Origin of the sequence: Hoylesella pleuritidis, from assembly GCF_963541955.1 — a bacterium.
GTDB classification, from domain to species: Bacteria; Bacteroidota; Bacteroidia; order Bacteroidales; family Bacteroidaceae; genus Prevotella; species Prevotella pleuritidis.
This window is the reverse complement of the sequence record NZ_CAUTUT010000026.1, coordinates 1-22,700: the sequence shown is the minus strand read 5'-3', so window position 1 is coordinate 22,700 and position 22,700 is coordinate 1. Positions and strand designations below refer to the sequence as shown.

20 protein-coding genes, 1 other RNA gene and 2 pseudogenes are annotated in these 22,700 nt (G+C 45.9%); 16 read left to right on the top strand and 7 right to left on the bottom strand.

Features of this window, described 5'->3' with window-relative positions; all coding sequences use genetic code 11:
• Window positions 1–335: pseudogene (locus RWY97_RS09675) on the top strand (MATE family efflux transporter); the annotation flags it as partial.
• A 148-nt stretch (window positions 336–483) separates the two neighbouring features.
• On the opposite strand, the gene RWY97_RS09670 reads toward RWY97_RS09675, so the two are convergent.
• The 3 genes from RWY97_RS09670 to RWY97_RS09660 form a co-directional block, all read right to left on the bottom strand.
• On the bottom strand, window positions 484–1,668 hold the full coding sequence (locus RWY97_RS09670; RefSeq protein WP_045167841.1) for a site-specific integrase: 1,185 nt from the start codon (window positions 1,666–1,668) through the stop codon (window positions 484–486).
• Window positions 1,669–1,672: 4 nt separating this feature from the next.
• Window positions 1,673–2,902 carry a site-specific integrase gene (locus RWY97_RS09665; RefSeq protein WP_045167842.1) on the bottom strand — a complete coding sequence of 410 codons (1,230 nt, stop codon included), beginning with the start codon at window positions 2,900–2,902 and terminating at the stop codon, window positions 1,673–1,675.
• Window positions 2,903–3,492: 590 nt separating this feature from the next.
• Window positions 3,493–6,009: an SLBB domain-containing protein gene (locus tag RWY97_RS09660; protein WP_315566902.1), complete on the bottom strand. Its 2,517-nt coding sequence runs from the start codon at window positions 6,007–6,009 to the stop codon at window positions 3,493–3,495.
• A gap of 162 nt (window positions 6,010–6,171) precedes the next feature.
• Between RWY97_RS09660 and ssrA the strand changes: the two genes are divergently transcribed.
• The 3 genes from ssrA to RWY97_RS09645 all read left to right on the top strand — a co-directional run bounded on the left by ssrA (window position 6,172) and on the right by RWY97_RS09645 (window position 9,998).
• Window positions 6,172–6,571: a transfer-messenger RNA gene (gene ssrA, locus RWY97_RS09655) on the top strand.
• Window positions 6,572–6,869: 298 nt separating this feature from the next.
• Entirely contained in the window at window positions 6,870–9,311 is a 2,442-nt protein-coding gene (locus RWY97_RS09650; protein WP_315566899.1) for a DsrE/DsrF/DrsH-like family protein, read from the top strand.
• A gap of 333 nt (window positions 9,312–9,644) precedes the next feature.
• Complete coding sequence (locus RWY97_RS09645) at window positions 9,645–9,998, top strand: MarR family winged helix-turn-helix transcriptional regulator (RefSeq protein ID WP_024991728.1); 354 nt, start codon at window positions 9,645–9,647, stop codon at window positions 9,996–9,998.
• A 3-nt stretch (window positions 9,999–10,001) separates the two neighbouring features.
• Here RWY97_RS09645 and RWY97_RS09640 read toward each other — a convergent pair whose 3' ends face one another.
• Window positions 10,002–10,709 carry a DNA alkylation repair protein gene (locus RWY97_RS09640; RefSeq protein WP_315566897.1) on the bottom strand — a complete coding sequence of 236 codons (708 nt, stop codon included), beginning with the start codon at window positions 10,707–10,709 and terminating at the stop codon, window positions 10,002–10,004.
• A gap of 96 nt (window positions 10,710–10,805) precedes the next feature.
• Between RWY97_RS09640 and mnmA the strand changes: the two genes are divergently transcribed.
• The gene (mnmA, locus tag RWY97_RS09635; RefSeq protein ID WP_024991726.1) at window positions 10,806–11,879 is read left to right on the top strand and encodes a tRNA 2-thiouridine(34) synthase MnmA; all 1,074 of its coding nucleotides are present in this window, start codon (window positions 10,806–10,808) and stop codon (window positions 11,877–11,879) included.
• A 231-nt stretch (window positions 11,880–12,110) separates the two neighbouring features.
• On the opposite strand, the gene RWY97_RS09630 is transcribed toward mnmA, so the two are convergent.
• Both RWY97_RS09630 and recF read right to left on the bottom strand, forming a co-directional pair.
• Window positions 12,111–12,401 carry a DciA family protein gene (locus RWY97_RS09630; protein WP_021584732.1) on the bottom strand — a complete coding sequence of 97 codons (291 nt, stop codon included), beginning with the start codon at window positions 12,399–12,401 and terminating at the stop codon, window positions 12,111–12,113.
• Window positions 12,394–13,512, bottom strand: a complete 1,119-nt coding sequence (gene recF, locus RWY97_RS09625) for a DNA replication/repair protein RecF (RefSeq protein ID WP_315566895.1) — start codon at window positions 13,510–13,512, stop codon at window positions 12,394–12,396. The genes RWY97_RS09630 and recF overlap by 8 nt, the downstream gene beginning before the upstream one ends.
• A 147-nt stretch (window positions 13,513–13,659) precedes the next feature.
• Between recF and RWY97_RS09620 the strand changes: the two genes are divergently transcribed.
• The 4 genes and pseudogenes from RWY97_RS09620 (at window position 13,660) to RWY97_RS09605 (ending at window position 15,785) form a co-directional block, all read left to right on the top strand.
• On the top strand, window positions 13,660–14,358 hold the full coding sequence (locus RWY97_RS09620) for a tetratricopeptide repeat protein (RefSeq protein ID WP_024991724.1): 699 nt from the start codon (window positions 13,660–13,662) through the stop codon (window positions 14,356–14,358).
• On the top strand, window positions 14,358–14,834 hold the full coding sequence (gene ribH, locus RWY97_RS09615) for a 6,7-dimethyl-8-ribityllumazine synthase (RefSeq protein ID WP_315566892.1): 477 nt from the start codon (window positions 14,358–14,360) through the stop codon (window positions 14,832–14,834). Before RWY97_RS09620 ends, ribH begins: the two co-directional genes overlap by 1 nt.
• A gap of 3 nt (window positions 14,835–14,837) precedes the next feature.
• Window positions 14,838–15,336 (top strand): annotated as a pseudogene (locus RWY97_RS09610) (3'-5' exonuclease).
• Window positions 15,337–15,401: 65 nt separating this feature from the next.
• Complete coding sequence (locus tag RWY97_RS09605; protein WP_315566890.1) at window positions 15,402–15,785, top strand: hypothetical protein; 384 nt, start codon at window positions 15,402–15,404, stop codon at window positions 15,783–15,785.
• 42 nt (window positions 15,786–15,827) lie between these two features.
• Here RWY97_RS09605 and RWY97_RS09600 read toward each other — a convergent pair whose 3' ends face one another.
• Window positions 15,828–16,406, bottom strand: a complete 579-nt coding sequence (locus RWY97_RS09600) for a DUF4738 domain-containing protein (protein WP_315566888.1) — start codon at window positions 16,404–16,406, stop codon at window positions 15,828–15,830.
• An 83-nt stretch (window positions 16,407–16,489) separates the two neighbouring features.
• Here RWY97_RS09600 and RWY97_RS09595 point away from each other — a divergent pair, with 83 nt between their 5' ends.
• The 7 genes from RWY97_RS09595 to RWY97_RS09565 all read left to right on the top strand — a co-directional run bounded on the left by RWY97_RS09595 (window position 16,490) and on the right by RWY97_RS09565 (window position 22,438).
• On the top strand, window positions 16,490–17,170 hold the full coding sequence (locus RWY97_RS09595) for a DUF4230 domain-containing protein (RefSeq protein WP_315566886.1): 681 nt from the start codon (window positions 16,490–16,492) through the stop codon (window positions 17,168–17,170).
• The gene (locus RWY97_RS09590; protein WP_315566884.1) at window positions 17,151–17,798 is read left to right on the top strand and encodes a DUF4230 domain-containing protein; all 648 of its coding nucleotides are present in this window, start codon (window positions 17,151–17,153) and stop codon (window positions 17,796–17,798) included. The genes RWY97_RS09595 and RWY97_RS09590 overlap by 20 nt, the downstream gene beginning before the upstream one ends.
• Before the next feature lie 131 nt (window positions 17,799–17,929).
• Window positions 17,930–18,274 (top strand): 30S ribosomal protein S6, encoded by a 345-nt coding sequence (gene rpsF / locus RWY97_RS09585; RefSeq protein ID WP_315566883.1) that lies wholly within the window; start codon window positions 17,930–17,932, stop codon window positions 18,272–18,274.
• Between the two features lie 2 nt (window positions 18,275–18,276).
• On the top strand, window positions 18,277–18,549 hold the full coding sequence (rpsR, locus tag RWY97_RS09580) for a 30S ribosomal protein S18 (protein WP_021584620.1): 273 nt from the start codon (window positions 18,277–18,279) through the stop codon (window positions 18,547–18,549).
• A gap of 18 nt (window positions 18,550–18,567) precedes the next feature.
• Window positions 18,568–19,125 carry a 50S ribosomal protein L9 gene (gene rplI, locus RWY97_RS09575; protein ID WP_315566881.1) on the top strand — a complete coding sequence of 186 codons (558 nt, stop codon included), beginning with the start codon at window positions 18,568–18,570 and terminating at the stop codon, window positions 19,123–19,125.
• Between the two features lie 207 nt (window positions 19,126–19,332).
• Complete coding sequence (gene fabD, locus RWY97_RS09570; RefSeq protein ID WP_315566879.1) at window positions 19,333–20,223, top strand: ACP S-malonyltransferase; 891 nt, start codon at window positions 19,333–19,335, stop codon at window positions 20,221–20,223.
• Window positions 20,224–20,278: 55 nt separating this feature from the next.
• Window positions 20,279–22,438, top strand: coding sequence for an alpha-amylase family glycosyl hydrolase (locus tag RWY97_RS09565; RefSeq protein ID WP_315566877.1), 2,160 nt, complete (start codon window positions 20,279–20,281; stop codon window positions 22,436–22,438).
• The last annotated feature ends 262 nt before the right edge of the window (window positions 22,439–22,700 follow it).

Sequence of the window (22,700 nt, the reverse complement as noted above, 5' to 3'; positions counted from 1 at the left end):
TGCAGGAAATAGCAAGAATTGCGCTTAGAGCCAATACGATTATGTTCTTCACTTTTGGATTTCAATTTGTGTATTCCACGCTATATATGGCAATCGGAAGAGCAAGGCAGAGCCTTCTGCTCAATATCGGACGACAAGGGCTGTTTTTTATCCCTGCCATATTACTGCTTCCATCATATTGGGGACTGAATGGTGTGCTTTATGCCCAGCCTGTCGCCGACATCTTTGCAACTTTGATGACACTGTTCTTTGCCGTCCGAATTCACAGGGAGATAAGCCATCAATCACATCTCACAACAGAAAAGGAAAACAACTCCTACTGCCAACAGATATAATATTTCAGATTTATTTGCTTAGGGCACGAACGAGCGAGGAACACTCACAAAGAGTTAAAATATCGTTAGTCTTCCTTTAGGGATAGATTTATGTTTATAGAATCTTTTCTCATTTATTAAATATAAATCTCTAATGACAGATGTGAGTTTATTCGTGTCGTGCAGAACTTTTTATTAGCCTGTCCATATCCCTTGAAATCTTTTGGTCGGTGATTTGCGCATAGATTTGCGTGCTGGCAATAGAGGCATGTCCCATCATCTTGGCAATACTCTCAATCGGTATACCAGCCTCCAATGTCAGCGTACCGAAAGAATGGCGAGCCATGTGAAAGGAAAGGGATTGGCGAATGCCACAAGCCAAACCAACAGCCTTGAGGTGCATGCCTATCTGCATTCTACTCATCGAGGTTGCGAAGATAGGACTATCCTCTTTCTTGTCTTTCAGTGGGTAAAGCGAGAGTATTTGCTCGGCTATCGGGTGCAGAGGCGTGATGCTCTCTACAGCTGTCTTCTTTCTGTACTGACGGATATAGCGTATTCCTGCATTGTTTGTCTCAATATCACAGTATCGTAACTTGCTCACATCGGCAAAAGCCAAACCTGTGAATACGGAGAAAAGAAAAATCCTCCGCACAAACTCCGCCTGTTCGTTTTGAAAGGGCATAGCCAACAGACGGGCAACCGCCGTCTTGCCCAGACAGCGAATTTTTCGCTCTACTCGCTCATACTTGGCATCCTCAAAAGGATTATAGCGAATGGTTTGCTGGCTCACAGCTCTATACATCAATCGGCTTAGCCAAAAGAGATTTTGTTTCGTTGAGGATAAGGCATAGCCTTTTCGCTTGAAGTAGATGCGATAATCATCGAAAAACTCCATCGTAAGGCTCGTAAGAGGAATGTCTGTTTTTCCTCTACTTTCCACAAAGAGTTCCAGCTGCCTGTGGTAGCAACAGCAACTTTGGTATGTGCTTAAGACTCTTGTAGATTGAATTGTCAATAATACCTCTCGGCTAAGAGCAAGCAAAGTGGTCGGATTTGCTCCGACACCTTGCAAGTGGTTTTTAAGCAGCTCGGCACTCACCGCACCAAATTGCAAGAGCAACGTATTATACCCCTGCTCAATCTTCTCACGAAACGAATGCAAGCGTTGGTTCTGCTGCTTGTCGTTGGTTTCCTGTCGCTTTACGCTCCAATCGCCGGGCAATGTGTTTTCTCCTGTGGACATCACGACTTTTGAGCCGTCTATCGTAATACGGCAAAGGATTGCCGTTGTGCCATCTGCTTTCAGTTTACTGCGATTGATGTAGAATAAAATGTTGAATGTACTGCGCATAATCTCAAAGGCTAAGGGTTAAATCTTCTGTGAAAGAGAGGAAGCGACCAAACTCCTCAAATACTTTCTTCGGTGTTACATGGGCATAACGCTCGGTGGTCTCAATCTTGCTGTGTCCAAGCATTTTACTCACCGTTTCAATCGGCACTCCATTCTCCAAGGTTATCAATGTCGCAAAGGTGTGCCGTCCGATATGTGCGGTCAAGGGAAAGGCAATTCCTGCTCTCAGTTGCAGGGCTTTCAGGAGGAAACGATAGGTCTCGTAGCTGATAGTCGGTAAAAGCGTGTCCCGTTCATCCGAATGGCATGTATCAAGCAAAGTAACGGCTTGGGGCAGAAGTTTTACCCGACAAAGAGTATTAGTCTTTTGTCTTCTGAATTTAAGCCACATAGCCCCTGCATCATCCTGCACAAGATGTTCCTTGCGCAGATTCATCATATCGCAAAAGGCTGTGCCTGTATAGCAGGTGAACAGGAAAAGGTTACGGGCAAGTGTCAGTTCTGTTTCCTCCTCTTCTAATCGGACTTGCTTTATCCTATCAAAAGAAGCCCTGTCCAACGCTCTGGGCAGTTTACTCTCTCCTCTGTCTATCTTGACAAGGTCAAAGAGAGGACGGTCTATGATACCCTCGCGAAAAGCCAAACGGCATACTTTCTTGACTGCCAATGCCATCTTGCGGTAATAACTCTGTGAATGACCATGTTTTCCCACGCTGTATTGATGTAAGCCGTCCAAGAAATCCTCGGTTAGTTGCCCAAAGGTAATGTCGCCGGTGCGATATCGTTCCTGAATAAAGGCTTGCAGATGCTTTCTGAGCATGTAATACATCGAGTGCCAACGTGCCGAAATCTCCACGCCAACCAATTGCTTCTCGTCTTCCACCATCTGGTCGTAGCGTTGAAAGAACGTAGTGCGGTTCTGCATTGAGCCTTGGAACTGCTCCTTGATGTCTTTTGCAGAGAACTCTATACCTCTATCACAAAGCGTTTGGTACGCTCGTTGTACAGAGAGAAGCAGTTGTTCCAACTTTGCATTGGTTGTCACTGCTTCACGGCTCTTGCCATTCAATCGGCTCTCTCGCACATTCCACAACTTGGGATTGCACGACAGCTTACTGCTGAATTGAGCCATCGTGCGATTATAGGTTATCCGTCCCATTATCGGAGCCTGCCCCGACTTGTCCAAACCACTCTTTTTGAGGTAGAGCAAAACCTTCATTTTCCCTTTTTGCATACGCTTCTGTTTTTGTGGGCAAAGTTACCCTTTTTTGAAGCGTTTTTGGTTATGCAAAATATTGTGGTTCAGTGCATAAACACCATAATGGCAGAAATCGCCACCACTGTACAAACTGCTTATCGTTACCTCGTTTTATTCACACACATTTGGCTAACGATTTGGTAACGTATCTTCTGCACAAATCCACATTTTCTGCACTTTCACCCTCTAAGCAATACACGGCTATAATCCGTGTTTTTCACACATTCTCAATCACTTACCATCAACCTGCATAAAACATCTCTTTTCTTGCATTTGCCCGATAAAATGTGTACCTTTGTGCATGGTTATGTTTTTTTTGCGAGGAAAACAAAGGTAACCAAAAAGGCTGAGACCCTCTCTTGGGTTTCAGCCTAATTTTTATTGAGAGAAAAACTTTTAGCGGACAGCAATAGATTATTTTAAATTCGTCGAACTCACATTAAATATTTCCCGCGGGAGATTCGTTCAGATGGACTAAATGTGAACGTTACCCGCGGGAGATTCGTAATCTTTAATGCTGAAAGCCGTGGAACTGTGACTGTAAATTGAAGCCGAGTGTTATCTGTCTATTTTACAATGTTTGCGATGGTAGCAATCATTGTGGCGATGGTGGCTGCTGTGGTTCCGATACTCAACCATTCTGTCAGTCGTAATCCGCTTCTTGCTGGTTTACTAGGAACAACAATCTCACAACCCGGTAGTACTTTGGCGTTATGTCCGACTTTGGCTACGGTACCGTTCATATATATAATATAGGTGTGGCTCTTTTTTGCGCGATTACCCCATCCACCGGCCTGATCGATGTAATAGGCTGGGCGTTTTCCTTTCTCAAAAGCCACGGTGTTAGGATACATCACATCACCGCTGATCTTTACCGTTCCATTATATTCGGGGACGATAAGGCGATCGCCTTCACGCAGGATGAAATCTGCATCTCCACCGGGATGAGCCAGTGCCTTATCCAGTTCGATTCCGACAAAATAGGTATCGCCTAAATCCAATTTGTTCATAGCCAATGAATCTTTCTCACCTTGTTGTGCCCGTGCCATTTGTACAATGGTTTGCATACGTAGACGCTCTTCCAGGGTAATCCGTCTTTCGAGGCGTGCTCCCGCGATGTAAGCTCTGTCCGTTACTCCTCCGGCTTTCCGAACAATATCGCTCAGCCGTTCGTTCTTTTGAGATAAAGTATAAGTACCCGAAAACATTACTTGTCCTTCAATACTTATATTCTTCTGAACTGAATAGCTTGGACTTTTTCGTACGTATACTTCGTCGAACGGCATCAAAGTAAAGCCCGGTGTTCCGTCGATTACGAACCCGTCTTTTAGGGCCAATGTATAAGTGTGGGCTATCACACTGTCGGTTGTCAATGCTTTGGGATTTTTCACACGACGGGCAATATCTACTTTTACCGTGGATGCTGCATCTTTCAATCCTCCTGCTTGCAAGATAAAGTCTTCGATGGTCTCATTGTCTGCATATTGATAAATGCCGGGATATTGCACTTCACCGTGAATCGTAATCGTTTGCTGCTGCATCATCTCTTGTTTGGTTGGGATGAAAAGAATGTCATTCTTTTGCAGCGGAATATCAGCTGTTTTACCACTCATTATACCTTCAACATCAACGGGAATGATTTCCAACGTGCGGTCGGGTTTCATTCGATGCATCACAGCGTGGGGCGTAAAGGCATCTTCCGTTACTCCTTCGGCGTGTCCAATAAGTGTGCGTACACTATTGATCTCGCCGCCTACTTGGTACATTCCCGGTCGGAAAACGGCACCGCGAACTTCAACTCGATTTTCAAAGCGGGAGAGGATAGAATCGACGCTTACAGAGTCGCCATCGGCAACGTGAAAAGATCCCATATCAAATTCGCCGACATTATAAATGGAGTATTCACGACCGGTCTTGCGAATCACTCTGACGGTCTTACGATACGCGTCTCCTGTAAACCCGCCTGCATATTTCAGCAGTGTCGCGATGCTTTCATTCTTTTTCATTTCATAAAACATCGGGCGTTTTATCTTGCCTGTGATGTCGACAAGGCAGTCGTATGGGCCGACTACAATCACATCGTTATCTGCCAGTCGAATATTGCCTGTGAGTTTACCGTTCAGAATATAGTCGTAAATATCGACGACGGTTACCAATCTGTTGTTTCGGAAGACTTTAATATTACGTAATGTACCGATGTCATTGGTACCGCCGGCCATATAAAGGGCGTGGAATACCGTGGCGAAAGCCGATAGAGTGTATGTACCCGGCGTATGCACCTCGCCCATCACATTAACCATAATGGTTTTGGTTTGGTTTACTGTCAATCTGACTCTCGAACTCCTGAATCTTGTACCCAATGTTGTACGCAGACGGGCATTGGCCTCATTCACGGTGAGCCCACTCACTTGCATAGGACCAAAGCCTTCGATGGTTATGTCCCCGTCAGGTGAGACAGTTGCGTTGATTGTCTTTTGTGAGGCGCCATAGATGTCGATAACAACAGCATCACCTGGTCCTAATCGATAATTCTGGGGTGTGGCAATATTCATATTCGGCTCAAACGACAGTTCTTTCTGATTGAAAATGTCGCGGCCGAATATCTTCCGCTTATTCTCGTCATTCTTTTTCGTTGTCAGTATTGATATTGTTGCCGTGTCTTCGGGCATCATACCGGCTAACTCCTTTTGCATCAATAGCCGTTCGGTGTCATCATTGCTGCTTTGCGATGTGCTTTCACCCTTAATCTTTTGCAGTCTTTGATTGGAATATTTTCCTTTCGGATCTTTCTTTTTGCCGTTGTCTTTCTGCGTTCGTTCATCTTTCGCGCTAACTGATTCATCCTCAACGACGCCAAGTCCCTGCTGTTTGACTTGTCTTTCATATTTTTTCTTGATACGCCGAATCTGAGTGATGTCCACGCCACGTTCTATCAGTTTAGTCACAATTTGTGCCTGAGACGTGCCTGCTTTTCGTTCTTTGGCAACAAAGCGCATAATCTGTGCGTCTGTCATTGTCGACTGTGCAATCATTGTCAACGGACAAAAGAGCGAGAGCACAATATATATAATTAGTTTTTTCATCATTGTTAGAACGGAGAATTCTTTGATTTCTTGCAAAGATAGATATTTTTTGTGGGAATACGACTATTATTAAACAAATTGCGTGATTTATTTGTGTCTCTCATTTGTTTTTTGTAATTTTGCAAAATCCTCCTTTGTCAATTAACACCAAATGATTATAATGGGGTTGACTGGATTTGACAGCGGGATGAAATGGTATGTAAGCACGCGGAGCATCGGTGGCTGGCTCCATAATCTCAGTTATCAAGAATTTAATTGGCGAAAATAACTACGCTCTCGCTGCCTAACCGAAGTACAGTAGGTTATTGGCTTGATCCCGTCACCAGGTGACAGGACGAGACATCGCTCAAAGGCTGTTGTTCCGAAGTTCTTTGTCCAAGCGGTGCAAGTAAATCGGAAATAGTGCGTCAATGCCTCGCTTGGCGTATGAAATTTAGAGGCTAAGGTTGTAGTTGGTGGTCCGGGTCTTGCCTCAGCACGAAAATTGAAGTCCGGAATAAGCGTGTAGAAAGCGTATGGTTTCCCTGTTTGGACGAGGGTTCGACTCCCTCCAGCTCCACTCAATATTCTCTGAAGTAGGAGATACAAGGAAAAGATTAGAAGAGGTAATTGTCGTAACTCATTGAAGTTACGGCAATTATTTGTTTTATCCTATTTCGGATAGTATTTAGAGATACTAAGACGATTGATCAAATAATTCTGATATGTTGTAATTAACCGAGGAAACTAACATCATATTACTTGCATATAAAAGGATGTAATATTTTTAATTCTATATCTATTTTCGATTGGAAAATATTCTTTGTAAAATCTTTTTTGTAACTTTGCAGCCATTAATTGAGTAAAATATTGAATAGTTTATGAAGCATATTATTATAGGAGGCGTGGCGGGAGGAGCTACTGCTGCGGCACGGATTCGTCGTGCCGACGAGAGTGCGGAGATTGTATTGATTGAGAAAGGGAAGTATATCTCGTATGCCAATTGCGGTCTGCCTTATTATGTCGGGGGTGTTATCAAAGAGCGGGAGAAGCTCTTTGTGCAGACTCCCGAGTCGTTCGGACGCAGATTTAATATTGATGTACGGGTGGAGAATGAAGTTGTTGGTATCGATACTGTCGGTAAAAGAATATCTGTGCGGCGTATTGATGGAACGGAATATACGGAACATTATGACAAACTTTTACTTTCGCCGGGTTCTGCTCCGATGTGTCCTCCGATCAAAGGCATTGAAACAGAAGGTATTTTTACCCTGCGCAATGTTGAAGATACCGACCGAATCAAGAATTATTTGGATACACACGCGGTGCGGGATGCCGTGGTTGTCGGCGGTGGTTTTATCGGCTTAGAGATGGCCGAGAATCTGCATAATGCCGGTATACCTGTTTCTATCATTGAGATGGCAGAGCAAGTGATGGCTCCGGTCGACTTTTCAATAGCTTCGCACGTGCATCGCCATTTGTTGGATAAAGGGATGAGTCTATATTTACGGCAAGGAGTAGAGCGGTTTGAACGGTTGAATAACCGTATTGCTGTATACCTTAGCAGTGACGAAAAGATCGAGGCGGATATGGTGTTGTTGTCTATCGGCGTGCGTCCTGTTACCGATTTAGCCGTTAAAGCGGGTATTGATTTAGGCGAACGCGGTATTAAGGTGAATGCGTTTTTAGAGACTTCGGCCCCCGACGTATATGCTGTGGGCGATGCAATAGAATTCACGCATCCGCTCACGGGTAAGCCGTGGCTGAATTATTTGGCGGGACCGGCCAACCGGCAGGGACGTATTGTGGCCGATAATATGGTCTTCGGTAATCAGACCGAATATGAAGGAGCTATCGGGACAGCCATTGCCAAAGTTTTCGATCTGGTTGTCGGAACGACAGGACTACCGGCCAAACGATTGAAACAGATGGGAGTAGGCTATCGGAGCAGTACGACAGTATCGCTTTCTCACGCCGGATATTATCCTGGGGCATTCCCGTTGACGCTGAAACTCACATTCAGTCCGACAGACGGGCGCCTTTTCGGAGCGCAGTGTGTAGGCAACGACGGTGTGGACAAGCGTATCGACCAGATTGCGCAGATCATCAAGCAGGGCGGAACTGTCTACGACCTGATCAAGACCGAACAGTGTTATGCTCCGCCGTTCTCGTCGGCCAAGGATCCGATTGCCATTGCCGGATATGCGGCAAGCAATATTATTAGTGGGGCAATGCCGGTGATTGATTGGCGCAAACTGCGCGATACCGACCGTTCGCAGGTGCTGTTGCTCGACGTGCGAACACCTGCCGAGTTCGAACTCGGTACGATCGAAGGTGCCGTAAATATACCGCTCGATGATCTGCGAGAGCGTATCTGCGAGATACCTCGCAACAAGAAGATCGTCATTTTCTGTGCTGTGGGGTTGCGAGGCTATTTGGCTCAGCGCATTCTGATGGGGCGCGGATATGCCGATGTGTGGAATCTCTCGGGCGGATATCAGATCTATTCATTAGCCACGATGCCCGTATTGAATGTAAGGCGTCGCGAGTCTTCATCTTGTCCGACGGTACCGCTCCGGACAGCCGACGAATGCCGGCAGGTCATTAAGGTTGATGCGTGCGGTTTGCAGTGCCCCGGCCCTATTATGAAGTTGAAGAAAGCGATGGACAATGCAACCGTTGGTGATCGTGTGGAGGTGCAAGCCACGGATGCGGGATTCCCTCGTGATGCAGGGGCGTGGTGCAAGTCTACGGGCAACAAAATCGTTGAGATGAATGCCGACGGAGGCTATCATACGGTGGTCGTTGAGAAAGCCTCTTCTCATAGACGGGAAGTACAGACATTGACGGACAGCAAAAACAAGACACTGATAATGTTCAGCGATGATCTCGACCGCGCATTGGCCACGTTCGTACTGGCCAACGGAGCCGCCGCAACGGGGCATAAAGTGTCTGTTTTCTTTACGTTTTGGGGACTGAACGTGATTAAGAGAGAGCTGAAACCGGCGGTAAAGAAAGACATTTTCGGGCGAATGTTCTCGTGGATGATGCCGTCCGACTCCCGAAAACTGCGCCTTTCACAGATGAGTATGCTCGGCCTCGGCGACCGAATGATGCGCTATATAATGAAGAAAAAGAACATCGATTCGCTCGAGAAGCTGCGTCAGCAAGCCTTGGACAATGGTGTCGAGTTCATAGCCTGCCAGATGTCGATGGATATGATGGGGGTGCAGAGAGAAGAATTGATAGACGGGGTTACCGTCGGCGGTGTGGCCACATATATGGAACGGGCCGAAAATGCCAATGTAAACCTGTTTATATAATATGTTGTAAATGAGTATGTTGCGGAATGATGCGAGTGTGTGCTGAAAAAGGTACGGACTTTTCACTGAAAAAGTCCGTACTTTTCGGGCAAAAAGTCCGTACTTTTTCTTCAAAAGCAGTAATGTCTTTTATTGGAAAGTATAGTTCTTTTGCTGAAAGCGGCGCTATCTTTCGTCGAAAACGATGTTGTTTTTATCGGGAAACGATGTGTGTTTTAGGTGGAAAAGTTCGTGGGTTTCTCCTTTTTCGATACGGAAAACCGACAGACCGGCAACTCAAAGTTTAATGACTTGAAAAAACTGATCAATTAAAAATTAAAAAACCTACAAACAATGGATAAGAATACGATTTGCAAAATACGTGATATTTACCGTGCCATATCCGTATTTGAAGACACTTTTGAGGCACAATTTTCCCTGAGCATCAACGAGGCGATGTTGCTCTGTACATTGAGTGAGGAGGGCGATATGACGTCGGGCGATATCGCCCGAGCGCTCGGAGTGCTTCCTTCGATTGCATCGAAACTCATTCGGCAGGTCGAAGACAAACATTTTGTTCATCGTGTGATGGGGCAGCGCGACCATCGGCAGATGAATTTTTCGCTTTCAGAAGAAGGTGTTCGCAAGTTGGAAATCATTAAATGCAACGAAATCGAGATTCCCAACGTATTGAAAGAGGCGTTGTAACGATTAGGGACGAGCCATTAATTGGGCTCGGATCTGAGGCGAAAATTTCTCGATGGCATATCGCAGCATTGTGCGAGACATTTCTCTCCGATGGTGCAGGATATACTCGTGGAGCCTTGGTTCATCGCGCTTGCCGGCTTCGCGTAGCATCCAACCGATGGCTTTGTGCATCAGGTCGTGTGGATGTGCCATCATTTGGGTGGCTAATGCGAACGTATCATCGAGCTGATTGAGCCGTATAAAGGCATAGGTGGATACGATGGCGATGCGGTTGTCCCATAGCAACGGGCTGTCTGCAAGACGGTAGAGGATGTCGCGCGGCTTGTCTAATAGATATTCGCCGACGATGAAACGGCAGGAAAGGTCGACCAAATCCCAGTTATTGATGCGCTCTGTGAGCGATAGGTAGAGGTCGAAAAATGCCTTGCGGGTCGTGTTATCGGCACGTTTGCATCGCTCGACCATTATGAGCAGCGCGCAGAGACGTACTTCGTGCCACGCTGAACTCATCAGCTCGCGCACTTCGTCGAGACTTGCCTCTTTGTGTTTCCGTGCTACCGCCCTCACGTTCGGCACCACAACGCCTAAGAATTTGTCGCCTTCACCATATTCGCCTTTGCCTGTTTTGAAAAAGCGCGGCAGTATTCGGCGCTTCTCTTCTTGTGAGAGCACTTGCAGTTCGGCGGTAATCGTGTCTGTGAAAGTTGTCATCCGTTTGGTGTTTTAATGGCTGCAAAGATAACATTTTTATTGTATTTTGAATGAGTTCATAGGCGAAATTCGGAAAAAATGCGTAAGTTTGCAACTATGAATGAGAATTTGACGGATAAACGGATAGCCGTACTCCTGTCGGGAGGCGTGGATAGTTCGGTTGTGGTTTACGAGTTGGCGCAGTACGGATTGCATCCCGATTGCTTTTATATCAAGATTGGCCCCGACGAGAATGAGGCTTGGGATTGTTCTTCGGAAGAAGATTTGGAGATGGCAACGATTGTGGCTCGACGATTCGGTTGTCGTTTGGAAGTGGTTGACTGTCATCGGGAGTATTGGGATGAGGTGACTCGTTATACGATGGATAAGGTGCGGGCGGGTTTCACACCGAATCCGGATGTAATGTGTAACAGACTTATCAAGTTCGGCGCTTTTGATGAAAAGGCGGGGCATCGGTATGACTTGATAGCTACGGGGCATTATGCACAGACCGAGATCATCGCCGGTAAGAAATGGCTGACAACCAGTCCGGATCCCGTTAAGGATCAAACGGATTTTCTTGCACAGATTTACGGTTGGCAATTGAAGAAAGCGCTCTTTCCCATTGGTCATTATATGAAAGACGACGTGCGCCGAATAGCCGAGCGCGAGCATCTGATCAATGCTAAGCGCAAAGACAGTCAGGGAATCTGTTTCTTAGGAAAGGTCAACTATAATGACTATATTCGTCGATACCTTGGTGAGAATTCGGGCGATGTGTTGGAGTTGGAAACAGGACGAAAAATAGGCCGGCATAAAGGACTTTGGTTTCATACTATCGGCCAACGTCACGGATTGGGTTTCGGCGGTGGCCCTTGGTATGCCGTGAAAAAGGATATTGCACAAAATATTCTCTATGTAAGCAAAGGTTACGAACCGCTTACGGCTTATAAGAAAGATTTCAAAATACGGGATTTCCACTTCCTGACCGAACCTGTGGAAATGGTGAATGTAACTTTCAAAATTCGCCATACACCCGAATTTCATTCAGCACGGATGGAGCAGACTGCTGCTGGCGAATATCTCGTTCACTCTTCGGAGTTGCTGCAAGGTGTAGCTCCCGGTCAGTTTTGTGTGGTTTATGATGAGCAGCATCACCGCTGTTTCGGTAGCGGAGAGATCGCGGAGTGAATGTCGTTATTTTTAAACGGAAAATGAAAAGCCGTTAAACGCAGTGCAACTAACCGTTAAGTGCACTGCGTTTAATGGTTAGTTGCACTGCGTTTAACAGTTGATTGGCCGGCGTCTGACAGTTAATTGCAAGACATTTTCTATACATTTAGATTTTAGACATATATAAGAGCCTTTTCGTTGCATCCGTTTTGTTCTTTTATCCGGAATCCCAATACCGACGATCAATTGTCAATAAACCCTGACATCAGTGATGACCTGACTTCCCACTTCAGCATTGAGACGGCGCACGAGTTGGCTGCGCATCATCGAAAGGTCTTGCCGAAGGGCAGGATTGAGTATCTTGACAAAGAGTGTTTGATTTTTGATGAAGGTCTCGGAGGTGTAGCGCGCCACTGTAGGACCTGCCACTTTGCTCCACGATTCCACTAATCGCTTTTGGTTAAGCGGTGTTTCAAAACCCTCTTCGCGTAACAATCGTTGTAGGATTTGGCCCAAAGGCAGTACGTCGCGTTTAAACACCGGTGTCTCCTTTCTTCTCGGTGATCTCTCCGTCGGCCACGTTGAAGAGTTTGTAATCAAACGAACCGTTGCGGAGAATGCGGTCAAGATGATCGCGATTGGTGTCTGTAATGAATATTTGTCCGAAGTTTTCGCCCGAGACTAAGTGTACAATTTGTTCTACGCGACGGGCATCGAGTTTATCGAAAATATCGTCCAAGAGCAGTAATGGTGTGGTTTGAGAAGCCGTGCGACGGAGAAAATCAAATTGGGCGAGCTTTAAAGCCAGTACATAAGTCTTGTTTTGTCCCTGGCTTCCCTCGCGTTTCATCTGATAACCGTCGATCAACATCTCTAAGTCATCACGATGGATGCCGTGTAGGGAAAAGCCTACGGCACGGTCTTTCTGTCGGTCGCGTTGGATGATTTGCAGCAATGGGCCGCGCTGACAGTGCGAAATATAACGGAGTGTGACGGTTTCTTTGCCGCCTGAAAGTTGGTTGTGGATATCCTGAAAGATCGGAGTGAGTTGCTCGACAAAAGCTGTACGCCTTTCAAAAAGAATCTCACCCTGCTCTGCCATTTGCTGTTCCCAAATCTCCATCAGTGCCGGATCAGGCTCTTGTTCCATCTTCAACAAAGCATTACGCTGCTGAAGCGCTTTGTTATAGAGCGCCAATGCCTCGATATAAGTGCGATCATACTGTGCGATAACGACATCCATCAGATGTCGCCGCGTGTCGCTGCCGCCCTCGATCAGTGCCGAGTCGGCAGGCGATACGAAGATCAGCGGAATCAGTCCGATATGTTGCGACAGCCGCTTATATTCCTTTTTATTTCGTTTGAAATGCTTTTTCACGCCGCGCTTCATCCCGCAATAAATGCTTTCCTCATCGCCGCCGTCAGTCAGATAGAGACCTTCGAGTACGAAAAAGTCGGTTCCGTGGGTAATGAGTTGCGAGTCAATAGGGTTGAATGCGCTGCGACAGAACGAGAGATAATACACTGCATCGAGGAAGTTTGTCTTTCCTTCGCCGTTGTGTCCGATCAAACAATTCATCTTGGGTGACAGTTCCAAATTTGCCGCCCGTATGTTCTTATAATTCAAAATAGAGATGTTCTGTAAAATCATTCGCTTCGTATCTGTCTTCGATACTGCAAAGTTAAGGGTTTCAGTAGTGAAAAACGAAAAAAGTAAAGAATATATTTCAGAATGTGAGAGAAAATCAGTAATTTTGCCACGCTTATAAAACAGGAACATATAAAACGAATAAAGATAATGGCAAACAAACACGTTCAAGGAGCCGCTAACGAGGCTCAACCGAAGTCTGAGGCTTTTCTGACCAAATACAGAAAGCCGATCTTCATTGCAGTAGCCGCAATTGTCATTGTGATTGCAGGCTTTTTTGCTTACAAATCACTCTTTGCTGGTCCGCGGGAAGAAAAAGCGAGTACGGCATTGGCTAAAGGGCAGGAGTATTTTAACAATGAAATATTTGATAAAGCACTTAACGGCGATGGTCAAGGCTATGCTGGCTTCAATGCGATTGCTTCTGATTACAGTGGAACAGATGCCGCGAATTTGGCTCATCTTTATGCAGGTCTTTGCTATGCAAATCTTGGTAAATGGAAAGAAGCACAGCAGGCGCTTGACGCTTATTCGCCTTCGAGTGACGCAATGGTGAGTCCTGCAGCTGTTGCCGCACTCGGCAACGTTTACGCTCATCTCAATCAATTGGATAAAGCGGTAAGTAATTTGAAGAAAGCAGCGGATATGGCCGACTCGAAAGCAGCCGATGGAGCTAATTATAGTCTCTCACCGATCTTTCTGTTGCAGGCTGGCGAAATTCTCGAAAACCAGAATAAGAAAGACGAAGCATTGTCTCTTTATCAAGATATCAAGAAGAAATATGTCACATCTCCGCTCGTTCAGAGTCAGGAAATAGACAAATATATCGAACGCGCATCCATTAAATAATGGCTACTTCATTACATCATTTGTCGGATTACGACAAGGCTCAAGTTCCCGATGCCAGCAATATGTGCATCGGGATCGTAGTTTCCGAGTGGAATCCGGAAGTAACTGGAGCCTTGCTTTCTGGTGCTGTCAGCACCTTGGAGAAGCATGGCGCACTACCGGAGAACATTCACGTTAAACGAGTTCCGGGTAGTTTCGAACTCATTTACGGTGCACATCAGATGTGTCTCAATGGCGGTTATGATGCTGTCATCATCTTGGGGTGTGTCATCCGGGGTGAAACGCCGCATTTCGATTACATTTGCCAAGGTGTGACTTACGGTATCGCGCGCCTTAATTCTACCGGAGAAATCCCTGTTATCTATGGCCTTCTCACCACCAATGATCTGCAACAAGCTAAAGATAGATGTGGAGGCAGACTTGGAAACAAAGGCGATGAGTGTGCTATTGATGCGATTAAGATGGCCAAATTCTGAGCGATGCGAGATTTCGCTGCCATAGATTTTGAAACAGCCAATGGTTATCGTACCAGTGTATGCAGCGTAGGGGTAGTGATTGTAGAAGATGGTGAGATTGCCGATACGTATTATCATTTGATTCAGCCTACACCGATATTTCTATACACAGTTTACTACTCAGGTCCACGGACTTACCCGACTGGATACCGATGGGCAACCGCTCTTCCCCGAAATTTGGGCAGAGATTGCTCCGAAAATCAAATATCTGCCATTAGTCGCACACAACAAGGCATTTGATGAGAATTGTCTGAAAGCCGTATTTCAGGCTTATGGGATGGCGTATCCCGATTATCCGTTTTTCTGTACGCTATTGGGTGCCCGTCGGGCGTTTCTCTGCGGAGAATTGTCCAATTATCAGTTGCAGACCGTTGCCGCACGTTGTGGATTCGATTTGAAGTCTCATCACCACGCACTTGCCGATGCCGAGGCGTGTGCCCATATTGCACTTCGCATTCTGTAATAAACGAGCGCAAGGCTCTGTCTGCCTATTTCTATTACAAGGAAAATAAAACAATAGAATAAAAGATGAAATTGAAAGACTTATTACAAGCTTATGACTTCGACGAACTGATGCCGATCATTGCCGATATGTTCCCAGGAACAGGCAAATATCGACATCCGCTCAAGGTAGCTTACAATTTGTTGATGGATACATCGATGGCTCCGTCCAAGAAAAAGATACGTTATAAAGTAATGCATAACGAAAAATCTTCTTATTCCACAATTGGAGCGGAAGATCGAGATTTTGAAGGCACGTGGTCGTTTTGTCTTGGTAAGGATGTCATCAGGGAGCCGGGTGTCGATCTTTCAGATATTGAATTGGCCGCCAATTGCTTAATCAATCTCTGCTTTATCAGCCAATATCCCAAGGTTTTTGAAGAGGCTCACGCGATGCTTGTCCACGAGTAAATGTGGTATTTATGGATCAGTTATTCACAAGTGCTGTCTATTTTAGACGCTGTCGTCATCATCTGGTGTTTTTTCGGGTGCGACATCACTGCTTGTATCTAACTGATTATCTTTGCTGATAGTGACTTTTCCCGTTTTGGATAGTTTCAATACCAATGGCACATATTCATCGCTTGATTTGTCAGGCGATCCCACGCTTGCTGCAAAATAAAGATTATCATCTTCTGTGCGATTGAAGACTATACCTAATAAAGCACCATTCTTGCGGAAGGATTCATCCAAACAACTCTCAAAATCTGCCTTGGTAAAAGTGCGATTGAAAAACTCGCTATCGTCTTTGCGTAATATCCGAAGTTGGACTTGGTTGTCAAAATATTTTTGATTGCCGTCTGAAGCTGTCGGTAACGATGTGTCCGCGGAAAACCGAACGGCAATTGTGTACGTGGCTCCCAACCATTCCACTTTGCGTGTCTGCTCATAATCGCCCATTTTGATCGTCTTTCTCGGTTGTACGATAACAGGCTTTTTTACGATAATCTCATTGGGATTGCGTTTGCTATGGCATGCAGTCAGCGTGCTGGCAATCAATATTCCCAATGCTGAATATTGAATTTTTCTCATCGTTTTATACTGCTTTGTGTGCAAAGGTACTAAAATTCTAACAGTAAATGCTTATCTTTGCAAGCAAATTATACATTAAGAAAATGAAGATAAATCTGTTGATATTCCTGTTGACAATGTTCACTGCTCTTTCCTGTACGCACAAGAAATCTGCCGACAAAGCCAACTTTGTGGACACAATACCTATGATGGTGCTGCAAATACAGAAATGCTCGCGTCTATATACCACTGAGTTTCGTGTGCACAAAATCATTACGCACAATGATCAGAAGAAATTGACCGGCAGATTCCTGCGTCATGATTTCAGCATTGACCTGCCTCTGGGGAAGCGCAAGGTGGCTATTCCGATGGATGCTACACTAAAAGCTTATGTGGATTTCAGTGACTTTTCGGCTGATCAGATTCATCGCAGAGGTCGAAAGATTGAGATCATCCTTCCTGATCCGCGTGTTACGCTCACGTCGAGTCGTATCAATAATCGTGATGTCAGGCAGTTTGTGGCCCTCACTCGCTCACGTTTCACCGACGAAGAACTGTCGGCCTATGAGCGGCAGGGGCGTCGGGCTATCATTAATGATATTCCGCGGATGGGTATTATCGCTCAAGCACAGGAAAGTGCTGCGCGTATACTGATTCCGATATTACGTCGGATGGGATATGAGGAACAAAATATTACTATTACGTTCCGCAAACAATTTACATTTGGTGATATCGTTTTATTCTTAAATCAAATATCAGAACGAAATGAAAAAGTTAACCCATAGATTCTTTTCTGCCCTCGATTATATCTCGCGTTTGCACGGGTTGTCACTCATCATTGCTATTGTAGCAGTCGTTATTTTGCTTGGCCTTATCGTTTGGGGGCTTAGAGGGACTTCCGTCGGCATTACGCAGAATGACCGAATCAGCGTGACGCCCACACAGATACGTGCTATTGAAGATATCGGTGAATGGGAGTTTCTCTCCGTCAGCGATGAAGAACTTATTGATACTGTTGCTCACGGTTTTTTCGGCGACAGCGAATTAGTGCGTATTTATTATGGAACATTGCGTCTCGGCATCAACCTTCACGAGGCTACTCCTGGTTGGATCAAAGCAGAAAAAGATTCAGTTGTTGTCCTACTACCTCCGGTCAAACTCCTCGATAATGATTTCATTGATGAGGCTCGCACAACTTCATTCTTTGAAAGTGGAACTTGGACGGGACAGGATCGTGATGTTCTCTATCAGCGGGCTTGCCGGACGATGCTTCACCGCTGTCTGACGCCTCAAAATGTCAGTATTGCCGAACAGAATGCTCGTGACCAATTCCGTAAGTTGATGCTGTCAATAGGATATGAAAAAGTAAGTATTCAATTTGAAAAGACAGACAGGAGAGGCAATAAGAAATAGTTAATTTTAGGGAAAAAGTATAGCTGTCTGGAGAAATATGGAAAGGAAATGTTTGGCAGACTCAATAAAAAGCATTACCTTTGCACTGCATTTTGCAAAATAACAACAAATTAATTCATTTTATAAGTAGTATGAATCATTACGAAACCGTTTTCATTTTGACTCCCGTTTTGTCTGATGAACAGATGAAGGAAACGGTCGCTAAGTTCACGAAACTGCTTGCCGATAATGGTGCAGAGATTGTGAATGAGGAGATCTGGGGGCTGAAGAAGATGGCCTATGCTATTGAAAAGAAGTCGACGGGTTTTTATAACTTGTTGGAATTCAGAGCAGAGCCGTCTGTAATTAAAACTCTCGAGACCGGATTCCGCCGAGATGAGAAAGTCATTCGCTTTATGACAGTCAAGCTTGACAAGTATGCGGTTGAATATGCAGAGAAAAGAAAGAGCAAATACGCTAAAAAAGAGGAGGTTTAATTATGGCAGAACAGAGATCATCAGAAATCCGTTATTTGACTCCGCCGTCAGTAGATACGAAGAAAAAGAAATATTGTCGCTTTAAGAAGAGTGGTATTAAGTATATCGACTATAAGGATCCCGAGTTCTTGAAGAAGTTCTTGAATGAGCAGGGTAAAATTCTCCCGCGCCGTATTACAGGTACATCTCAGAAGTATCAGCGCCGTGTGGCACAGGCTATCAAGCGTGCTCGCCAGATCGCTTTGCTTCCTTATGTGACCGATTTGATGAAATAATTAGAGGAGGGAAACAGAATGGAACTCATACTGAGAGAAGATATTATCGGACTGGGCTATAAAAACGATATCGTTACCGTGAAGAACGGTTATGGTCGCAACTATTTGATTCCGACAGGTAAGGCAGTTATCGCTTCGGATTCTGCTAAGAAAGTTCTTGCAGAGAATCTGAAACAGCAGGCACATAAACTGGCTGCTATCAAGGCTGATGCCGAGAAGCGTGCCGAAGCGTTGCAAGATGTGGCTTTGGTTATTGAGGCTAAGGTTTCGGCAACGGGCGTAACTTACGGCTCAGTAAATGCTGCCACAGTGGCAGAAGAATTGAAAAAACGGGGTATTGAAGTCGATCGCAAGATCATTACAATGCACGATATTAAGAAAGTGGGTGACTTTGAGGCAACGATTCATTTTCACAAGGATGTTGAAGTGAAAGTTCCCGTGAAAGTTGTTGCAGAGAATGCCGCTGTGGAAGAAGCTCCCGAGACAGAGGTTTCGGCTGAAGTCAAGGTAGAGGAAGCTCCTGTTGCAGAAGTAGAAGTCTCTGTTACAGAAAACGAGGAATCCGCAGCAGAATAACATTTGCACTGTAAAGCAAATCTATATGAATCCCGATCGCTACGCAAGTAAGCAGTCGGGATTTTTTATGTTTAATGAACAGGTATGTCGGTTGGTATTAGGAAGACACTAATAATCATTAATTTAACCGGCATACGCTGTTTGGTTCGCGATATTTTTATTACTTTTGCATCTCTGAAATAATAAAAGTATATAATATTAAGGTATATGAAAGCATTTGTTTTTCCCGGACAGGGAGCGCAGTTTGTCGGTATGGGTAAGGAACTTTACGACAACAGCCCGTTGGCAAAAGAACTTTTTGATAAAGCAAACGACATTCTCGGGTACAGAATCACAGATATTATGTTTAACGGAACGGATGAAGAGTTGAAGCAGACGAAAGTTACTCAGCCAGCCGTTTTCCTCCACAGCGTGATCAGTGTATTGTGTATGGGCGACGCATTCAAGCCTTCGATGGTAGCAGGACATTCGCTCGGCGAGTTCTCCGCATTGGTAGCAGCCGGCGCGTTAAGCTTTGAAGATGGCTTGAGATTGGTTTATGCTCGTGCTATGGCGATGCAGAAGGCCTGCGATGTGGCTCCTGGTACGATGGCAGCTATCATCGGTCTGTCTGATGAAAAGGTAGAAGAGATTTGCCGTGAAGTAAGTACGGCAGGCGATGTGGTTATTCCTGCTAATTATAACTGCCCCGGTCAGTTGGTGATTTCGGGTAATGTAGGTGCCGTTAACGCTGCGTGCGAAAGGCTGAAAGCTGCCGGTGCCAAACGGGCATTGCCTTTGAAGGTGGGTGGAGCATTTCATTCACCGTTGATGAAGCCTGCCAAGGACGAATTGCAAGAGGCTATCGAGAAGACTGACTTCAACGATCCGAAGTGTGCTGTGTACCAAAACGTAGATGGGAAACCGCATACCGCAGCCGCAGATATCAAGGCCAATTTGATTTCGCAACTCACGAGTCCCGTCCGTTGGACATCGAGCGTGCAGAATATGGTGGCCGACGGTGCTGATGATTTTACCGAATGCGGTCCCGGCAAGGCTTTGCAGGGAATGATTGTCCGCATTGCCAAAGACGTAAAGGCACATGGGATAGAGGCCTAAGCGAACGGATTTTCACAGTTTCTCCTTATTTGCGGGAGAGGGACAGACAACCGAAGTGAACAAAAAAAAGATTATTATTTATCAGACTTTACCGCGACTTTTCGGCAATCGGAATCTCACTCGCAAAGTGAATGGTACGCTTGCCGAAAACGGTTGTGGTAAGTTGAGCGACTTTGATGCACCCACATTGAGGCGCATCCACACGCTCGGAGTCACTCATATTTGGTATACGGGCGTAGTTCGTCATGCTACTGCTACCGATTATTCGCGATACGGCATTCCTCGTCAGCATCCAGCTGTGGTGAAGGGACGTGCAGGATCGCCTTACGCCATCACTGATTATTATGATATCGACCCTGACTTGGCTGACGATGTGGAACAACGGATGGACGAGTGGAGCGAACTTGTTGACCGAACACACGCCGCGGGGATGCGTGTGATCATCGATTTTGTGCCCAATCACGTAGCGCGTCAGTACCATTCGATTGTCAAGCCTGCCGATGTCCGAGATCTTGGTGAGGACGATGACGCTGGCAAGCGTTTCGATTTACAGAACAACTTCTATTATTGTACGGGAGAACCTTTTGCGCCTCAGTTCGATTTAAAGTGCGGAGCAGCCGAACCATATGTTGAAATGCCCGCCAAGGCGACGGGAAACGACCGTTTCGACAGCCATCCCGGCATCAACGACTGGTACGAGACGGTGAAGCTAAATTACGGAATAGATTATTGCGATGCCGGCGGGCGCAGCGAACATTTCGACCCCGTGCCCAATACGTGGATTAAAATGACCGATATTCTGCTCTTTTGGGCAGCCAAAGGCGTGGACGGTTTCAGGTGCGATATGGTCGAGATGGTGCCGACTGCCTTTTGGGCTTATGCCACGCAGATTGTCAAAGAACGATTTCCCGGACTGTTGTTTATCGGCGAGGTCTATGACCCGGAGCAATATCGTAGTTACATCGACAGCGGATTCGATTATCTTTATGATAAAGTAGGAATGTACGATTGTGTCCGTGCGGTTATACGCGGAGAGCGGCCTGCCTCGTCAATCACTTACCAATGGCAGGTTGTCGGTGATATGACCGACCGAATGTTGTATTTCTTAGAGAACCACGACGAGCAGCGTGTGGCCAGCGATTACTTCTGCGGAGAAGGTCGGAAAGCCCTGCCCGGACTGATCGTTAGTGCCCTGATGCAGACCAATCCCTTTATGTTGTATGCCGGACAGGAGTATGGTGAGCGAGGAATGGACCGCGAAGGCTTTAGCGGAACAGACGGGCGGACCACCATTTTCGACTATTGGGCTGTGGATGCCATATACAAAGGCTATTTCAAACGTGCAGCGTTAACGGCCGAACAGAAGCATTTGGCCTTGCGATACCAGCAGATTCTACGGATTGCTAATCGCGAAAAGGCTGTGCGTGAGGGCAGATTCTTCGATCTGATGTATGTCAATCCACAGTCGTGGCAGTTCAATCCCTATTCTCAATTTGCGTTCCTGCGCAAGTGTGACGATGACGTGTTGTTGGTCATCGTCAACTTCTCGGGACAGCGTGTGCTGCTCAATGTCAATATTCCCGGCCACGCTTTCGACTATCTTGGGATGTCAGAGCGCGAGGTGGCAGCCACAGATCTGCTGACAGGTGAGAGTTGTCTCTTTTCCTTGAAGCGCGACGGAACCTTGCCGGCAGACATCCGCCCGTACGGCGGGCGTATTTATAAATTCAGTATGAAGATGGAAAAGAACGGCTATGTGCTCAATGAGCACAACAAGGAAGAGTTTCCGCCGGCTCACACGGCAGAGCATCTACTCAATCAAGTGATGATTCAGATGTTCGGTTGCGAGCGATCGCGCAATGCCCATATCGAGCGGAAAAAGAGCAAGGTAAGTTATATTCTCGAACGTAAGCCAGACCGAAAGCAGGAGAAAGCCATTGAAACAAGGATGAACGAACTCATTGCCGAAGACCTGCCCGTGACTTATGAATATGTAGATCGCAACCATATCCCGGCAGATGTCAAGCTCGATCGTCTGCCCGACGATGCTTCCGAAACCATTCGTCTGGTACGTATCGGCCACTTCGACGTCTGTCCCTGTATCGGAAAACACGTGCGTTCGACCTCGCAGATCGGTCGTTTCGAGCTTCTCGGTACCAATTGGGACGAGTCGACCCACTCCTTCCGCATCCGTTTCAAGGTGGTGGCCTCTTAATTCATAATTCACAATTTATAATCCATCATTCGCACAGGTTTCTTATCGGGCCTTATTCTTTTTAGCAGGCAAAGTTTCTAATCCCGCGTCCATGATTCGCGTAGACGACTAATATTCCTTGTCTACGCGTTTATTCTTCTGTTCCCACAATGTCTCGTTGATTTGTCTGCTTGTTCACTCGTCTGCTTATTTACTCGTAGGTTCAATTCCTTTCCCTACGTTACTCCTAATTGTAGAGATACCGAACTTATTGAATTTTCAT